The 16,199-nt window shown below is 63.5% G+C and carries 12 protein-coding genes; 8 read left to right on the top strand and 4 right to left on the bottom strand.

Annotated elements, in window-relative coordinates:
- The first annotated feature begins 23 nt into the window (after positions 1-23).
- The 8 genes from tssM (at position 24) to rimO (ending at position 11,229) form a co-directional block, all read left to right on the top strand.
- Complete coding sequence (tssM, locus tag O1Y97_RS16020) at positions 24-3,542, top strand: type VI secretion system membrane subunit TssM (RefSeq protein ID WP_318761659.1); 3,519 nt, start codon at positions 24-26, stop codon at positions 3,540-3,542.
- Positions 3,543-3,664: 122 nt separating this feature from the next.
- On the top strand, positions 3,665-4,432 hold the full coding sequence (locus O1Y97_RS16015; protein WP_318761658.1) for a PP2C family protein-serine/threonine phosphatase: 768 nt from the start codon (positions 3,665-3,667) through the stop codon (positions 4,430-4,432).
- Between the two features lie 55 nt (positions 4,433-4,487).
- Entirely contained in the window at positions 4,488-4,895 is a 408-nt protein-coding gene (locus O1Y97_RS16010; RefSeq protein ID WP_404801286.1) for a DUF1036 domain-containing protein, read from the top strand.
- The gene (locus tag O1Y97_RS16005; protein WP_318761656.1) at positions 4,892-7,249 is read left to right on the top strand and encodes a M23 family metallopeptidase; all 2,358 of its coding nucleotides are present in this window, start codon (positions 4,892-4,894) and stop codon (positions 7,247-7,249) included. Before O1Y97_RS16010 ends, O1Y97_RS16005 begins: the two co-directional genes overlap by 4 nt.
- A 133-nt stretch (positions 7,250-7,382) precedes the next feature.
- A complete protein-coding gene (locus O1Y97_RS16000; RefSeq protein WP_318761655.1) occupies positions 7,383-8,417 on the top strand; it encodes a YncE family protein in 1,035 nt (344 codons plus the stop codon).
- 76 nt (positions 8,418-8,493) lie between these two features.
- Positions 8,494-8,820 carry a hypothetical protein gene (locus O1Y97_RS15995; RefSeq protein ID WP_318761654.1) on the top strand — a complete coding sequence of 109 codons (327 nt, stop codon included), beginning with the start codon at positions 8,494-8,496 and terminating at the stop codon, positions 8,818-8,820.
- A gap of 198 nt (positions 8,821-9,018) precedes the next feature.
- A complete protein-coding gene (locus tag O1Y97_RS15990) occupies positions 9,019-9,714 on the top strand; it encodes a TerC family protein (RefSeq protein ID WP_318761653.1) in 696 nt (231 codons plus the stop codon).
- 198 nt (positions 9,715-9,912) lie between these two features.
- Entirely contained in the window at positions 9,913-11,229 is a 1,317-nt protein-coding gene (gene rimO, locus O1Y97_RS15985; RefSeq protein WP_318761652.1) for a 30S ribosomal protein S12 methylthiotransferase RimO, read from the top strand.
- Between the two features lie 117 nt (positions 11,230-11,346).
- Here the strand turns inward: rimO and O1Y97_RS15980 are convergent, their stop codons facing one another.
- The 4 genes from O1Y97_RS15980 to O1Y97_RS15965 form a co-directional block, all read right to left on the bottom strand.
- Positions 11,347-12,417: a BMP family ABC transporter substrate-binding protein gene (locus O1Y97_RS15980; protein ID WP_108608096.1), complete on the bottom strand. Its 1,071-nt coding sequence runs from the start codon at positions 12,415-12,417 to the stop codon at positions 11,347-11,349.
- Positions 12,418-12,529: 112 nt separating this feature from the next.
- Positions 12,530-13,444, bottom strand: coding sequence for an ABC transporter permease (locus O1Y97_RS15975; protein ID WP_318761651.1), 915 nt, complete (start codon positions 13,442-13,444; stop codon positions 12,530-12,532).
- Entirely contained in the window at positions 13,437-14,537 is a 1,101-nt protein-coding gene (locus O1Y97_RS15970) for an ABC transporter permease (RefSeq protein ID WP_183261126.1), read from the bottom strand. Before O1Y97_RS15970 ends, O1Y97_RS15975 begins: the two co-directional genes overlap by 8 nt.
- Positions 14,537-16,114, bottom strand: coding sequence for an ABC transporter ATP-binding protein (locus O1Y97_RS15965; protein WP_318761650.1), 1,578 nt, complete (start codon positions 16,112-16,114; stop codon positions 14,537-14,539). Before O1Y97_RS15965 ends, O1Y97_RS15970 begins: the two co-directional genes overlap by 1 nt.
- Positions 16,115-16,199 lie beyond the last annotated feature (85 nt).

The raw sequence follows: 16,199 nt of genomic DNA, 5'->3' as shown, positions 1-16,199 counted from the left end.
GGCGGCTATTTCCGGTGGAGCCCATGACGGCCTGGCTGTGGCGGATCATCGGCCTGCTGGCGCTGGCGGGCCTCTGCGCGGCCGTGTGGTTTGGCGGACCGCTGATTGTCCTCGACGGCAGCCGACCGTTTTCTGCCGACTGGCTGCGCCTGGTCGTCATCGGCGTCGTCGTGATCGCGATTGCCGGCGTCTACCTGCTGCGCGCGCTGCATGCGCGCAGGGCCCAACGGGCGCTCGAAGCGGCGGCTGTGGGCGGTGTCGCTTTCGGCGGCGATGCCGGGCTGCTGGAGACCGGGATGCTCAAGGCCATCGCCACGCTCAAGCGTGCCAGCGGCAGGCGCAATTTCCTCTACGAAGTGCCATGGTATGTCATCATCGGCCCGCCGGGTGTGGGCAAGACCACCGCACTGGTCAACTCCGGCCTCAAGTTCCCGCTGGCCGTCTCGGGAACGGCGCAGCCGGTCCCCGGCGTCGGCGGCACCCGAAACTGCGACTGGTGGTTCACCGACGATGCGGTCCTGATCGACACCGCCGGGCGTTACACGACGCAGGACTCGGATGCCGAAGGCGACCGGAAGGACTGGCTGGCATTTCTGTCCCTGCTCAAGAAGCACCGTGGCCGGCAGCCGGTCAACGGCGTGATCGTGGCCATCAGCCTCGCCGATCTGCTGGCGCCTGGCGATCAGGAGGCCGGCGCGCACGCCATCGAGATCGGCAACCGCCTGCAGGAAATCAGCGAGGTCTTGAAGGTCAGGTATCCGATCTACGTCCTGTTCACCAAGGCCGATCTTGTCGCTGGCTTCATGGAATATTTCGGCGCTTTCGACGAAGACCGGCGGCGCATCGTCTGGGGCGCCACGTTCCAGGCTCAGGATTATCGCAAACCGATGGTCGGCGAAGCGCCGGCCGAATTCGACACGCTCGTGCAGCGCCTGTCGGAAGAGCTCCCGGACCGGCTCCAGGAGCAGTCGGATCCGCTCGCTCGCATTTCAACGGCCGGCTTTGTCGCGCAGTTCGGCTCGCTGCGGCAACGCATCACGGATTTTCTCGAACGTGTATTCGATCCGGCGGCGCGGCAGTCGAATGCCGTCCTGCGCGGCTTCTATTTTTCCTCCGGCACCCAGGAGGGCACGCCTATCGATCGTGTGCTCGGCGCCATTGGCCGCAGCTTCGGCACCGCCTCGACCAGCCAAATGTCGGGCACGGGCAAAAGCTTCTTCCTGCACGATCTGCTTGCCAAGGTCATTTTCGCCGAAGCCGGATGGGTCTCCCACGACGATGCCGCCGACCGGCGCGCCAGGCTCTCGCGTTATGCCGGACTCGGCGCCATTGCCTTGCTGGCAACCGCTGGGCTCGCGGCCATGGCGGTCAGCTACACCGCCAACAAGACCCTGATCGCAGCCACCGACCAGGCTGCCGAAAACTATCGTTCATCGGCCAGCGCGCTGCTGACGGCCGACGCGGTGGCCGACACAGACCTCGAAAACGTCATCGATGCCCTGGAGGAAGTCCGCAACCTGCCTGCCGGCTACGAAAGCCGCGACGAGCCGATGCCGGCACCGGAAATGTTGGGCATGAGCCAGCGCCCGCGTCTCCATTCGGCAACTGCCGCTGCCTATCGGTTGGCGTTGGAAAGGATGCTTCGGCCACGGCTTCTGCTGCGCCTGGAACAAGTGCTGGAAGCGCGGATGAGCGATCCGACGGCGCTCTACGAAGCGCTCAAGATCTACCTCATGCTCGGCGGCAAGGCACCCGGGACCGACGACGACCAGATCGTTGCGTGGATGAAAGCCGACTGGGAGCGCAACCGCTATCCGGGGCCGCAAAATCGCGAGGGCCGCCTCATCCTCGAAAAGCACTTGCGCGCCATGCTGGCGCTCGACGACGAGTTCAACCCATCGATCGAGCTCAACCGCTCCGTTGTCGAGGCAGCCCAACGCGCGCTAGGCCGCATGACGGTTGCCGACCGCGCTTCAGCCCTGATTTCGTCGGCCATTTCGGCTGCCGCGCTCACCGATTTTTCCGTAGCCGCGAGAGGCGGACCGGAAGCGAAGCTCATTTTCGAGGCAATCGACGGCAGCGATCTGTCCAGCCTTCGTATCCCGGGCCTCTACAGCTACGCCGGTTTCAACGATTTCTACCTCAACCAACTGGCCGGCATCGCGCAAAAACTGGCCGATGACCAGTGGGTGCTTGGTGCAGGCGCGGAACAAGGCGATGTCGAGCAGGAACTGCTCAGGCTCGGTCCCGAATTGCTCGAACGCTACAGCAACGACTTCGCGCGAACATGGAACGAGGCGCTCGACAGACTGAAGTTCAAGCCCATGTCGGGGGACAAGACAGAATATCTGGCCCTTTCCGCTGCCGGGTCGCCCAGTTCGCCGCTTTCACAGCTGTTCGAGGCGATCGCCAGGGAAACCGCACTGACCCGCGCCACCGGCGCCGTCGCGGCGGACGTCGACGAACGCGCTGACGGGCTCGCGCGCATCGGCATCGAACTCGCTGGCCGCAAATCGAGCAGCCGGGCCGGAGCCGCCTTTGCCAACACGCCGACGCTGGTGCCGGGCGCCAATATCGAGGCCCAGTTCCGTCCGTTCCAGCTTCTGGTCGACGGTCGTCCCGGTCAACGGCCCATCGATGCGCTGATCCAGAATTTCCACGCCATCTATCAGAACCTCACGGTATCGGCCGCCGCCCCTGCCCGTGGCGACCGCGTCAATGCCAACCTCCAGCTGCAGATTTCCAACCTCCGCGCAAACGCCTCCCGCCTGCCGAAGACGCTGGCGCGCATGGTGCATGCCGCAGCCGACGATTTCGAAGGCGACGTTGCCGAAACCTCGCTGGCACAACTCGGCCAGATGCTCGAGCAGACCGTCAGCGGTCCGTGCGAGGAAGCGATCGCGAACCGCTATCCGTTCGGCGGTGGCGGTGCGCAGGATGTGCCCATCGCCGATTTTTCCCGCCTTTTCGCGCCCAGCGGCGTCCTCGACCGCTTCTTCGCCCAGAATCTGGCCTCGTTCGCCGACATGTCGGGGCAGGAATGGCAATGGAAGCAGGAGTCCCGCCTCGGCCGTGGCCTGTCGAAATCGACATTGAAGCAGTTCCAGCTGGCCGCAGAGATCCGCGACGCGTTCTTCCCGCTTGGCGGATCGACGCCGGCGGTGAATATCACCTTCACCCCATTTTCACTGCATGGCGACGCCGACATGGCGTTGCTCGACGTCAATGGCCAGGTCGTGCAGAGCTATCAGAACGGCAGCAGCCCCGGCACCGTCACCTGGCCCGGCAGCCAGACCGCCGGCTCCGCCAATCTCAGCCTGACGCCGGAACTGCCCGGGCGCGACTCCGCCCTCAGGTTCGAGGGGCCATGGGCCCTCAAGCGTCTGCTCGATGCCGGCACCTCCACCCTCAACGGCGACAAGCTTGAGCTGCGTTTCGTCATCGGCGGCCGCGACGTCGCCTACACGGTCCAGGTCAATCCGCCGGGCAATCCATTTGCGCTCCCTGCTTTCTCCGACTTCACCTGTCCGAAAGGCCTTTGACCCGGCGCAACGGCACGCCGCCATGTTGATTTCGATACTCTAATGCCCGGCCCTGTGGCAGACTGGCGGGCGCGAGCGTTTCCACGCAACGCAGAGGGGCGCTCGAGAAGCGCTTGAGGCCATTGAGCAATGTTGCCCTCCCCTTCGAAAGCTATGGCGTAAGCCACAAGGGCTGCGTCCGCCAGATCAATGAAGACAGCTACCTGATGGAGCCGCGCAGCGGCCTGTGGGTCGTCGCCGACGGCATGGGCGGCCACGATGCCGGCGAAGTCGCCTCGGCCTGCATCATCGAGCATCTCGCGACGATCGGCATCGCCAGTTCCGCGCCTGACCTGCGCGCGCGTTTCGAGGACCGTCTGCGCAAGGCGCATTCCGACATCCGCGACATTTCCGACCAGCGCGGTGCGACCATCGGCTCCACCGTAGCCGCCCTGCTGGTCATGGACGGAAAATTTGCCTGCCTGTGGCTGGGCGACAGCCGCGTCTATCTGGTGCGTGACGGCAAGCTCTCCCAGGTCTCCCGCGATCATACCGAGGTTCAGGAACTGCTCGACCGCGGCGCGATAACCGAAGCAGAGGCGCGCACTTGGCCGCGGCGCAATGTCATCACCCGGGCCATCGGCGTCAGCGACGATATCGCAGTCGATTTCCGCCAGGGCGAAATCCGCCCCGGCGATGTCTTCGTGCTGGGCACCGACGGTCTCACCGCGCACGTCACCGATGCCGAGATCGAGGCTTCGGTGGCGTCGGCGACGCCGCAGGCCGCCTGCGAGGACCTGCTCGCGAAGGTGCTGTCGCGCGGCGGAACGGACAACGTCACCATTGTGCTAGTGCGGATTCGGGGCGCGACCGACAGTGCATCATCTGAAATTTTGGCGGGAGGCCGATAGAGGCCGGCGACACGACGCGACCATGTTCGAGCGCGCCGCCGCAGCGGCTCGCGTGATGCTTGCCGCCGTATGCGTGGCGGCGTTGTCGCTGCTGTTCGCGCCCGCCGAGGCCCGCGCTGAGTTCACCGTCTGCAATCAGACCCTCGACGTCGTCAATCTTGCCGTCGGCCAGGAGGTAGAGAGCGCCTTCCAGACCGACGGCTGGTGGACCATCGGTGCCAACCAGTGTGTCAATGTCATCCGCGACGAACTCTCCAACCGCTACGTCTACATCTACGCCACGGATGTCTTCGGCAACGCGATCCTGAGCGGCTCGACCGACATGTGTGTCGAGCGCAAGCGCTTCACCGTGCGAGGCATCGAGGAGTGTTGGCAGCGCGGCCACATCGCCGCACGGTTCTTTGAGGTCGACACGCTCGACCAGGCGCGCTGGACGTTCTTTCTCACCGGGCGCTCGCCATGACGCACGGTATCGATGCCAGCTTCAAGTTGCAGAAGCAGGAGCGTTTGGCGCGGCGCAAGCGTGAACGCCAGTTCAAGGTAACGGTCGCGGCGGGCATCGTCTTGTTGCTCGCCATTGCTTCGGCCGCCTACTTCACCTCCAGCTACTGGCTGCCAGGCGAATATGAGGGCGATCTCGCGCCGACCGAGGACGTGGACACAGTCCCGCCGGACGCCGCCATCTACGTGCCTGCCATTGTCGACCTCGCCGGCGATCCGATGTGGATCAACCTGGCGCACGAGGCCGGAGGCGAGACCAAGCGCCGTTCCATGACCCGTCCCCTCGACCTCGTCGAGGACGGTATCTCGCCCAGTATCGAATATCTTTCCGACACCATGCTGAGTTCCAGCGAACGCTTCATGACTGCCATCCCGTCGACGCAGGAAGACTTTGCCTTCTTCCAGGCGCAGCGCGCGGTGACCGAGCCTGCTGCAGGGCAGCAAGTGGATATCCAGCCTGCACCACCCTCGGCGATCGATCTCGATGAGATCGAGCCCGAGGGCGATGACGCAGCCGATCTCGGCGCGGGCTGGGGCGAAACCATCGACCAGGGCGAAGCTGCCCTGCCCGCATTCGAGAAGACCGCCGTCGAAAACAACACCAGCGTGGCAACCGTGACACCGGAGCCCGAGCGGTTCGAGGCGACCGAAGACATCTTCGTCAAGATACTCACCAACCGCACTCTCGAAAGCGTGGCCCTTGAAGCACGCTTCCCCGCAGCCGAAGCCAGGCTGGCAAGCGACGCCCTGAAGGCGCTCTTCAAGCTGGACAACCTCGAACCCGGCTATGTCGTCGCCCTGCGCGGCTTCAGGCCACGACGTGGCGCGCCCGCAATGGCGCTGATGCAGGTTTCGGTCTACGCCATGAACAGGTTCATAGGCACGCTCGCCCGCAATGCGGCCGGCCAGTTCGCCTCCGGCGTCGACCCGTGGGTGCGCGACGACCTGTTCAACTATTCCGGTGCGCCGCAGGCAGGAGCGCAGAAGCGCCAGTACCGCCTGCTCGACGCCATCTATTCGACAGCCGCCCGTAACAATGTCCCCACCGGGGTGCTCGGCGAAGCGATCATGTACCTGTCGCGCGGCCAGGACCTGAACGCCTTTGCGACCGAAGATCAGCGGCTGGTCCTGCTCTATTCGCAAACGGCGCGCGGCAAGGACGGTCTCGCCGGCCGCGTGCTGTATGTCGGCGTTCACGGCACCGACAAGAAGCTCGAGTGCTTCGTCTTCCTGCAGAGCGACGGTCAGTTCTCGTGCGTCAGCGGTGACGACCAGGTTCGCTCTCTGGCGACAACGAATGGCATGGTCACGCCGGTCAATGGCGTCATGACGTCGACCTTCGGGCCACGCAAGCATCCGATCCTGAAGACAGTCCGCATTCACAAGGGCGTCGACTGGGCAGCGCCCATCGGCACGCCGATCGCCGCAGCTTTCGACGGCCAGGTGGCGTTCGAGGGCGATGGCAAGGGTTACGGCAATCTCATCCGCATCACTCACGCGAACAATCGCGAAACCCGATATGCCCACATGCAGCGTTTCGCTGACGGCATCAGCGTCGGAACCACCGTCAAGGCCGGTGATGTCATCGGCTATATCGGCACCACGGGTCTGTCGACCGGCCCGCATCTGCATTTCGAGCTCTACCAGGACGGCCAGGCCATCGATCCGCTCGGCACGGTCACCGTCACCGTAGCCGCGACCACCGTCGTCACGGCTTCCTCGGACGATTCAGCCATCGAGGTTTTGACCAACCGCATCATCCACGTCGAAAGCGGCGGCAGCGCCCGCGCCAAGAACCCGCTATCGTCGGCGACAGGCCTGGGGCAATTCATCTCCAAGACCTGGATCAGGATGATGAACACTTACCGGCCCGATCTGGCCAGTACCTTGTCGACTGCCGAACTGCTCGAATTGCGCTTCGACCCGACGATCTCGCGCGAAATGGTGCGCAACCTCGCCCGCGAGGGTGAATCCTATCTCAAGCAGCGGGGCCACCAGATCACTGCCGGGCGGCTCTACCTGTGCCACTTCCTCGGTATGGAAGGCGCGCATCAGATCCTGTCGGCGTCTGGCGACGCAATGATTGCCGACGTCCTTGGAGCGGTCGTCATCAAGGCCAATCCGTTCCTGACCGGCAAGAACGCCAGCTATGTCGTTGCCTGGGCCGAAAAGAAAATGACCGGACGTGCACCGGCGATCGCGACGCAGCCGTCTGCGCCTACGACCACACGAGAAGTGAAGCAGACGTCCCCCGAATTCGAGAGGTACAAGCAGGCGATCGCCAAGACCCTGACGTCGGTGGAAACCACGCTGTGATCGCTGCGGCTCGCATTTCAGCAATTGCTGATGCGACACACCTTGTCACGACTCCCGCAGTCATGATTTGTACCGCTGAGCAATCGCGCCGTCCGCCGTCATCGTGGCAAGGACCGGCTTTGGACCGCCGCACATGAACATCGCCGTCCCCAACCGCACGATCGTCGTTGACGACAGGCCTGCCGACCTTGAATTCGTGGTGGCGGAGCATGTCAGGCAGGTCATCGCGCGCCTCGGCCGAACGGAAGACCTGCGTTTTTCACCTGATTTCCGGCACCTCGCGCTCGCCGGCTTCGGCAGGAGCATGTGCCTGCTGTTCAACATCGAGTTCGTCCGCTCTGCCGGCAAGCCGATCCTGCATGTCAGGGACTATTTCGAGCTGCATTCGCCCGACCTCAAGGATCCGCATGGTTTCGATTTTATCGACAATCGGACACTGGTGGTGGCCAACCGCGGTGGTGCAGTCACCGTTTTCGATCTGCCTGCCGGTTCAGGGTCGCAGCGCGTCCACGATTTATCGCCGTCGCTTGTCGTCCGTCGCGCTGGCCTCAGCCGACGTATTTCCACGCCCGGCTCCGTATGCGTGTCGGCCATGAACAATGGACGATGCGAACTTCTCGTATGCAACAACTACAAGCACCGGGTCACGAGACACGTCGTCAGGCTCGGTAGTGGCTGGTCGCTACCGCGAAACTCCATTCTTTTGGAGCAAGGGCTTGATGTCCCCGATGGCATCGCAATCAGCCCTGACAAGGCATGGATCGCCATCAGCAACCACATGACGCATTCGGTGCTTCTGTTCGACAACCGGACGCGGCTCGATCGCCGGTCGGCTCATGTCGCTACGCTTTCCGGCGTCGGCTACCCCCATGGCCTCAGATTTTCGCCGGACGGCACCATGATCTATGTCGCCGACGCCGGCTCGCCTTATGTACATGTCTACCGCCGTGCCGGTAACGGCTGGTCGGGCGAATATGCGCCTGTGCTTTCTTTCAGGGTCATTGACGACCAAACCTTTCAAAAAGGGCGCCACAATCCAGAAGAAGGCGGCCCGAAAGGGCTCGATATCGACGCTTCGGGCGAGTTGCTGGTGGTTACCAATGAAGAACAGCCCCTCGCCTGCTTTCACATGCCCACTTTGCTGTCGCAGAAGAATTTTGCGAATTAGCACAACGGCTTGATTGCAAGTACTTTATCGCCGCCGCCGACCGCGATATAGAACTCGCATGAGTTTAAGTTGGAAATTGGCGCCCGCGCTTGCCCTATGTCTTTCGGCCACGACGGTCGGCGGCTGTAGCCGCTCGTCCGACGGAACCGTCATCATTCCCAAGCCGATGGACTCCAGGCGCTTCTGGCAGGACGACGACGCCAGGCGCGCTGCCAGCGAAAGCTCTCAAGCCGCGTCCTTCCCGGCGGGTCCGGAAATCCGCTTCGTTACCCAGCAGCCTGGCCCGCGCCCGGTGACACGTGCGCCGCGCCGCGCTTCCGAGAGTGCCGCGGGCAGCGCCAAGCCGATGTCTTGCCGTGCCATCACCGGTCCGACCGGGCGTGTCAGATACGCCTGCGAATAACCGCTTTCACGGGCCGGCCATGTCCGCGCTCTGTCCGCTGAACCGATGATTTACACCCCCTTTTCGTCAGGCTGGCGTCAGCAAAGCCCCGGTTTTTGCGTATTTCGCGCAAACACCGCCATAGCCGGTTGACGAGCAAGCATCGACCGTTATAGCCCACCTCCAGTCGCTGGAACTGAATGGAGAAGGTCCCGCCCGATGGAGATATTCACTGCTGCAGGCTTCACGGCCCTTCTGCAGGTCATTGCTATCGACCTCGTGCTCGCTGGCGACAACGCCATCGTCATCGGCCTTGCCGCCGCGGGACTGCCCGCCGATCAGCGCAAGAAGGCCATCCTCGTCGGCATCGCCGCTGCGACCGTGCTCCGCATCGGTTTCGCGCTCATCACCCAATGGCTCCTGGCCATCGGCCCGATGTTGCTCATCGCCGGCGGCCTGCTGCTGCTATGGGTCTGCTGGAAGATGTGGCGCGAACTGAGTGTCAGCCACGAACAGGAACATGAAGCCACCGAAGCGCTGTCGGATGCCGACTACGATAGGGACGGCAAGATCGCCGGCAAGGGTCCGCGCAAGACCTTCGCACAGGCCGCCTGGCAGATCGTCATCGCCGACGTGTCGATGTCGCTCGACAACGTGCTCGCCGTTGCCGGCGCGGCCATGGACCATCCGACCGTCCTGATCATCGGCCTCGCCCTGTCGATCGCGCTGATGGGCTTCGCCGCCTCCTTCGTCGCCCGCCTGCTGCACAAATTTCGCTGGATCGCCTATATCGGCCTGGTCATCATCCTCTACGTCGCATTGAAGATGCTGCTCGACGGTGCTGTCGACCAGTTCCCGGAGCAGTTTGGCTTCCTGAGCCAATGGTTCGGCGGACATAGCGCCCCTGCCCACTGAGGCTGACACGATTGACGAAAAAGGGCCGGAACAATCCGGCCCTTTCTTGCATGTGGCCATCAGCCAGTTTGCTTGGGCGCCGATTTGTGCTATTGCGCCGCCCGAATTGAGCTCTTTTCAGAGCCGACAGATCGAGAAAATTCAAGACTTCCGGGCCGGCCCTCAAGGGTTGCGGCCCGTATCCATTGGAACCCGTTTATGACCGCAGCACCCCGTGTCAGCTTTGTCAGCCTCGGTTGCCCGAAGGCGCTTGTCGATTCCGAACGCATCCTCACGCAGCTCCGCGCCGAAGGCTACGAAATCGCCCGCAAGCATGACGGCGCCGACCTCGTGGTGGTCAACACCTGCGGCTTCCTCGATTCCGCGCGCACCGAGTCTCTGGACGCCATCGGCACGGCGATGAAGGAGAACGGCAAGGTCATCGTCACCGGCTGTATGGGCGCGACGCCGGAACTGATCCGCGAAAAGCACCCCAACGTGTTCGCCATCACCGGCCCGCAGGCCTATGAGAGCGTCATGACGGCCGTCCACGAGGCAGCGCCGCCCGCGCACGACCCGTTCACCGACCTGCTGCCGCCGCAGGGCGTCAAGCTCACCCCACGCCACTACGCCTATCTGAAGATTTCAGAGGGTTGCAACAACCGCTGCACCTTCTGCATCATTCCAGACCTGCGCGGCGACCTGGTCTCGCGCCCGGCCGGCGACGTGCTCCGCGAGGCGGAAAAGCTCGCCAACGCGGGCGTCAAGGAACTGCTGGTCATCTCCCAGGACACCAGCGCCTACGGCATCGACATCAAATATGCGACCAGCCCTTGGAAGGACCGTGAGGTTCGCGCGAAATTCCTCGACCTGTCGGAGGAACTCGGCGAGCTCGGCATCTGGGTGCGCATGCATTACGTCTATCCCTACCCGCATGTCGCCGACGTCATTCCGCTGATGGCCGAGGGCAAGATCCTGCCCTACCTCGACATTCCCTTCCAGCACGCCTCGCCGCAGGTACTGAAGAACATGCGCCGCCCCGCCCATGGCGAGAAGGCGCTGGAGCGCATCCGCGGCTGGCGCGATGTCTGCCCCGATCTTGCCATCCGCTCGACCTTCATCGTCGGTTTCCCCGGCGAGACCGAGGAAGACTTCGAAATGCTGCTCGACTGGATCGACGAGGCCAAGATCGATCGCGCCGGCTGCTTCAAATACGAGCCGGTCAGCGGCGCGCGTTCCAACGACCTCGGCCTCGAACAGGTGCCGGAAGAGGTCAAGGAAGCCCGCTGGCATCGCTTCATGCAGCGCCAGCAGAAGATTTCAGCCGCCCAGCAGGCAAGGAAAGTCGGCAAGCGCCTGCCCGTCATCATCGACGAGGCGAACGGTACTTCGGCCAAGGGCCGCACCAAATACGACGCGCCCGAGATCGACGGCTCGGTGCATATCCAGTCGCGCCGCCCGCTGCGCGTTGGCGACATCGTCACCGTCAAGATCGACCGTGCCGACGCCTATGACCTCTACGGCTCGGCCGTCTGATCCGCGAACATCCGGCAAGGCGGCAATGCCCCATCGCCAACCCAACAAAAAACCCCCGGCAAGACCGGGGGTTCTTTTTTGGAGACGCCACAGGCGCCCCCGCAACGATCGATCTGCTTACTGCGGCAGCTTGTCGTCGACGCCCTTGACGTAGAAGTTCATGCCGAGCAGCACGCCATCCTCAGCCACTTCGCCGGCCTTCAGCCACTCGGTTCCGTCCTGCTTGGTCACAGGACCGGTGAACGGGTTGAAAGCGCCCGACTTGATCTTGGCTTCGGTTTCCTCGGCCAGCTTCTTCGCTTCATCGGACATGTTGGCGTAGGCCGCCATCACGACGTGCCCTTCCTTCATGCCGCCCCAGATGTCGCTCTGCTTCCAGGTGCCGTCGACGACCTCCTGGATGCGCTCGATGTAGTACGGGCCCCAATCGTCGACGATCGAGGTCAGCTGGGTGGTCGGGCCGAACTTGATCATGTCCGATGCCTGGCCGAACGCCTTGATGCCGCGCTCGGTCGCAACCTGCATCGGGGCGGTCGAGTCGGTGTGCTGGGTGATGATGTCGACGCCCTGGTCGATCAGCGCCTTGGCGGCGTCTGCTTCCTTGCCGGCGTCGAACCAGGTGTTGGCCCACACGACCTTGACCTTGAAGTCCGGATTGACCGACTGCGCGCCGAGCATGAAGGCATTGATGCCCATCACCACTTCCGGGATCGGGAAGGAAGCGATGTAGCCGGCGACACCGGCCTTCGATTCCTTGGCGGCGATCACGCCCTGCACGTAGCGGCCTTCATGGAACTTCGAGTTGTAGGTCGCAACGTTCGGATGCTCGCGCTTGTAGCCGGTGGCATGCTCGAACTTCACGTCCGGGAACTTGCCGGCGACCTTGTTGGTCGGGTCCATGAAGCCGAAGGAGGTTGCAAAGATGATGTTGCAGCCCGAACGCGCGAAGCGTTCGATGGCGCGTTCGGCGTCCGCACCTTCCGGCACGCTTTCGAGATATGCTGTCTCGAGCTCGTCGCCGAACTTCTCCTTGGCCTGCAGCAGGCCCTGGTGGTGCTGGTAGGAATAGCCGAAGTCGCCGATCGGGCCGACATAGACCCAGCAGGCCTTGACCTTGGCTTCAGCCGCCATTGTGCCGAACGACATCACGGCAGCGGCCGCGGCCAATGACAGAATTGTCTTCTTCATACTGTTGTTCCTCTTACTGGTTGCCCGGGGCACTATCCCATCCTTTTTATAGTCCCAGAGACATGATCTTCCCTCGAGCACCGCTGGGCGGTCGCGAGTCGACATCATGTCCTTAGCGATCTGGCACAAACGGCCGCCCCAATGAAGCCGGAGTGTTTACCATCGTCAGTCGCCTGTTGCGCGAGATTAGAACAAGTACAACGACAGTAGCCAGATAGGGTAGCGAAGAAAGCAGTTGAGACGGCACGCCGATGCCCAGGGCCTGGGCATGCAACTGGCCGATCGATACTGCTCCGAACAGATAGGCACCAGCCAGCACCCGCCACGGCCGCCATGAGGCGAACACGACCAGCGCCAGCGCGATCCAGCCGCGGCCTGCCGTCATGTTCTCGATCCATTGCGGCGTGTAGACGAGCGACAGATAGGCACCGGCCAAACCCGCGCACGCGCCGCCGAACATCACCGCGAGGTAGCGGATGCCGATGACGTTGATGCCGAGCGCATGCGCCGAGGTATGGTTGTCGCCGATCGAGCGCAGCGTAAGCCCTGCCCGCGTACGAAACAGGAAGTAGGCGACGCCTGCGGTGAGCAGCAGCGAAACGTAGAACAGCGGGTCCTGGCCGAAGAACAGCTTGCCGACCAGCGGCAGGTCGGTCAGCACGGGAATGTAGATGTAGTCCATTTTCACGCCCGGTTGGCCGACGAAGCTTTCGCCCAGCATGCCGGAAAGGCCGAGGCCGAGCAGCGTCAGCGCAAGGCCGGTCGCCACCTGGTTGGTCACCAGCGTCAGCGTCAGGAAGCCGAACAGCAGCGAAAACAGCGCGCCGACGATGATCGCGGCGAGCACGCCGAGCCACGGCGATCCCGTGGCCAGCGCCACGCCGAAACCGGTCACGGCGCCCATCACCATCATGCCTTCGACGCCGAGGTTGAGCACGCCGGAGCGTTCGACCACCAGTTCGCCGACGGAGGCGATCAGCAGCGGGGTCGCCGCTGTCGCAATCGTAATCAGGATACCTTCAAACATTTTGGGTGGCCTCCACGGTCTTTGCAGCGGAGGAGCCGACAAAGCGGACGCGATAAAGGATGAGTGTGTCGCAGGCGAGCACGAAGAACAGCAGCATGCCCTGGAAAGCGCGCACCACCTTGTCCGATACGCCGATCGAGATCTGCGCCGCCTCGCCGCCGAGATAGGACAGCGCCAGCACCAGCCCCGCAGCGATGATGCCGAGCGGGTTCAGGCGTCCGAGGAAGGCGACGATGATCGCGGCAAAGCCGTAACCGGGCGAGATCGTCGGCCTGAGCTGGCCGATCGCGCCGGATACTTCCGAAATGCCGGCCAGGCCGGCAAGGCCACCGGCAACCAGGAAAGCGAAGAACACCATGCGCGACTGGGAGAATCCTGCGAACTTGCCGGCGCGCGGGCTCTGCCCGAGCACTTGCACTTCGAAGCCCCTCAGTGTGCGCGACAGCATGAACCAAAGCGCGACAGCTGCAACGATGGCGAAGACGAAACCCCAGTTCGCGCGGCCGGACGCCGACCAGATCTCGGGCAGGACCGCACTCGGGCTGAAAGTTCGCGTCTCGGGAAAATTCATGCCCTCAGGGTTGCGCCAGGGACCGCGCACCATCCAGTCGAGGAACAATTGCGCGACGTAGACCAGCATCAGGCTGGTCAGGATCTCGTTGGTGTTGAAGCGGACCTTGAGATAGGCCGGAATGGCGCCATAGGCCGCGCCACCTGCGATGCCCATGAGCAGCATCAGCGGCAGGACGATCCACGACTGGAACTCCGGAAACATGACCGGCAGGATCGAGCCGGCTATGGCGCCCATGATGAACTGGCCCTCGGCGCCGATGTTCCAGTTGTTGGACAGGAAACAGATCGACAGCCCGACAGCGATCAGGATCAGCGGTGCCGCCTTGACCGCCAGCTCGTGCAGCGACCAGACCTCGCGCAGCGGGTCGATGAAGTAATAGTACAGCGCCTCGACGGGGTCCTTGCCGAGCACCGTGAACATGATCGCGCCGGCAATCAGCGTCAGCCCAAGCGCGATGAAGGGCGAAAAAGCGGCAAACAGCTGCGAGCGTTCGGGGCGTTTGACGAGTTCGATGCGCATCACGCCACCTCTTTCGCAGGATCGAGATGGCCGGGTTCGGCGCCCCCCATCAGCAGGCCGATGCGTTCGAGGGTGGCTTCGGCGATCGGTATCGGCTTCGACAACTCGCCATTGTGCATGACCGCGATGGAGTCGGAGATCTCGAACAGCTCGTCGAGATCCTGGCTGATGACCAGCACCGCCGATCCGGCGCGCGCAAGCTCGATCAGCGCCTGGCGGATGCGCGCCGCGGCACCGGCATCGACGCCCCAGGTCGGCTGGTTCACCACCATCACGGCGGGGTTGCGGTCGAGCTCGCGGCCGATGATGAATTTCTGCAGATTGCCACCGGACAGTGCCGCAGCCTCTGGATCGGGCGCGCTCTTGCGCACGTCCATCGCCGCGATGATGCGCTGTGACGCCTTCTGGATCGCGCCCGACTTGACCATGCCGCCGGTGCCGACGAAAACCTTGCCGTCGGTGGTGTGGCGCGACAGCAGGAGGTTTTCCGACAGCCGCATGCGCGGTGCCGCACCGTGGCCCAGGCGCTCCTCAGGCACGAAGGCAGCACCCAGCAGGCGCCGCGCCGATATACCCATGCGCCCGGCCGACTTGCCACGGATGCGGATCGCGTCGGCGCTTTCCTGCAGTGCCTCGCCCGAAATCGCTTCGAACAATTCGCCCTGGCCGTTGCCGGCAACGCCGGCAATGCCGATGACCTCGCCGCCCGCGACGCTCAGCCAGATGTTCTTGAGCGGCATCGAGAACGGCCCGGCCGGCTTGCGGCTCATGCCGCAGATGCTGAGCAGCTCTTCGCCGCGAACCGCAGCCGTAGTGCGCTCGGCGTTCTTCACCTCTGTGCCGACCATCATCCGCGCCAGCGAGGACGGCGTCTCCAGCCGTGGGTTGCAATGTCCCACCACCTTGCCGTGGCGCATGATCGTCGCGCTGTCGCAAAGCCGCCTCACCTCGTCCAGCCGGTGCGAGATGTAGAGGATGGATTTGCCTTCTGCGCGCAGTCTCTCAAGGGTCTCGAACAGCTTGTCGGCTTCCTGTGGCGTCAGCACCGAGGTTGGCTCGTCGAGGATGATCAGATCCGGCGTCTGCAGCAGGCAGCGAATGATCTCGATGCGCTGGCGTTCGCCGACCGACAGGTCGCCGACCAGCGATTCCGGATCGAGCGGCAGACCGTAGCTGTAAGACAGTGCGCGCGCCTTGGCGGCAATCGTGCTGATCGGCGTGTCGTCGGCCAGCGAAAGGGCGATGTTTTCGGCAGCCGTCAGCGCTTCGAACAGCGAAAAATGCTGGAAGACCATGCCGATGCCGAGCTTCTTGGCAACGCCCGGGCTGGTGATCCTGGCGGGCTGGCCGTTCCAGTGGATTTCGCCGGCATTAGGCTCCAGCGAGCCGAACAGCATCTTCACCAGGGTCGACTTGCCGGCGCCGTTTTCACCGAGCAGGGCATGGATTTCGCCCTTGGCGATGGTCAGGTCAACCTGGTCGCACGCCTTCAGCGTGCCGAATATCTTCGTCAGGCCGCGAACCTCAAGTAGGTTCCGACCATTGGCTAAAGGGGTTGTGTCCACAACGCCTCCCATTGTCAGTTCTTTTTTATGTTCCCGGGAGCATGGTAGGCGCGTCCTGCTCCCGGCGCAAAGCATGTCACAAGTTGAAAGAGCTTCA

Source organism: Aminobacter niigataensis (assembly GCF_946995915.1).
Taxonomy (GTDB): domain Bacteria; phylum Pseudomonadota; class Alphaproteobacteria; order Rhizobiales; family Rhizobiaceae; genus Aminobacter; species Aminobacter niigataensis.
The sequence above is the reverse complement of the archived record's forward strand: the minus strand, read 5'-3'. Positions and strand labels throughout refer to the sequence as shown.

Excerpts from the sequence above, each read along its gene's own strand:
- rimO (WP_318761652.1), top strand. The coding sequence starts at position 9,913 with ATGACCGCAGCACCCCGTGTCAGCTTTGTCAGCCTCGGTTGCCCGAAG.
- O1Y97_RS15990 (WP_318761653.1), top strand. The coding sequence starts at position 9,019 with ATGGAGATATTCACTGCTGCAGGCTTCACGGCCCTTCTGCAGGTCATT.
- O1Y97_RS15980 (WP_108608096.1), bottom strand. The coding sequence starts at position 12,417 with ATGAAGAAGACAATTCTGTCATTGGCCGCGGCCGCTGCCGTGATGTCG.
- O1Y97_RS16000 (WP_318761655.1), top strand. The coding sequence starts at position 7,383 with ATGAACATCGCCGTCCCCAACCGCACGATCGTCGTTGACGACAGGCCT.
- O1Y97_RS15965 (WP_318761650.1), bottom strand. The coding sequence starts at position 16,114 with ATGGGAGGCGTTGTGGACACAACCCCTTTAGCCAATGGTCGGAACCTA.
- O1Y97_RS15975 (WP_318761651.1), bottom strand. The coding sequence starts at position 13,444 with ATGTTTGAAGGTATCCTGATTACGATTGCGACAGCGGCGACCCCGCTG.
- tssM (WP_318761659.1), top strand. The coding sequence starts at position 24 with ATGACGGCCTGGCTGTGGCGGATCATCGGCCTGCTGGCGCTGGCGGGC.
- O1Y97_RS16010 (WP_404801286.1), top strand. The coding sequence starts at position 4,488 with ATGCTTGCCGCCGTATGCGTGGCGGCGTTGTCGCTGCTGTTCGCGCCC.
- O1Y97_RS16005 (WP_318761656.1), top strand. The coding sequence starts at position 4,892 with ATGACGCACGGTATCGATGCCAGCTTCAAGTTGCAGAAGCAGGAGCGT.
- O1Y97_RS15970 (WP_183261126.1), bottom strand. The coding sequence starts at position 14,537 with ATGCGCATCGAACTCGTCAAACGCCCCGAACGCTCGCAGCTGTTTGCC.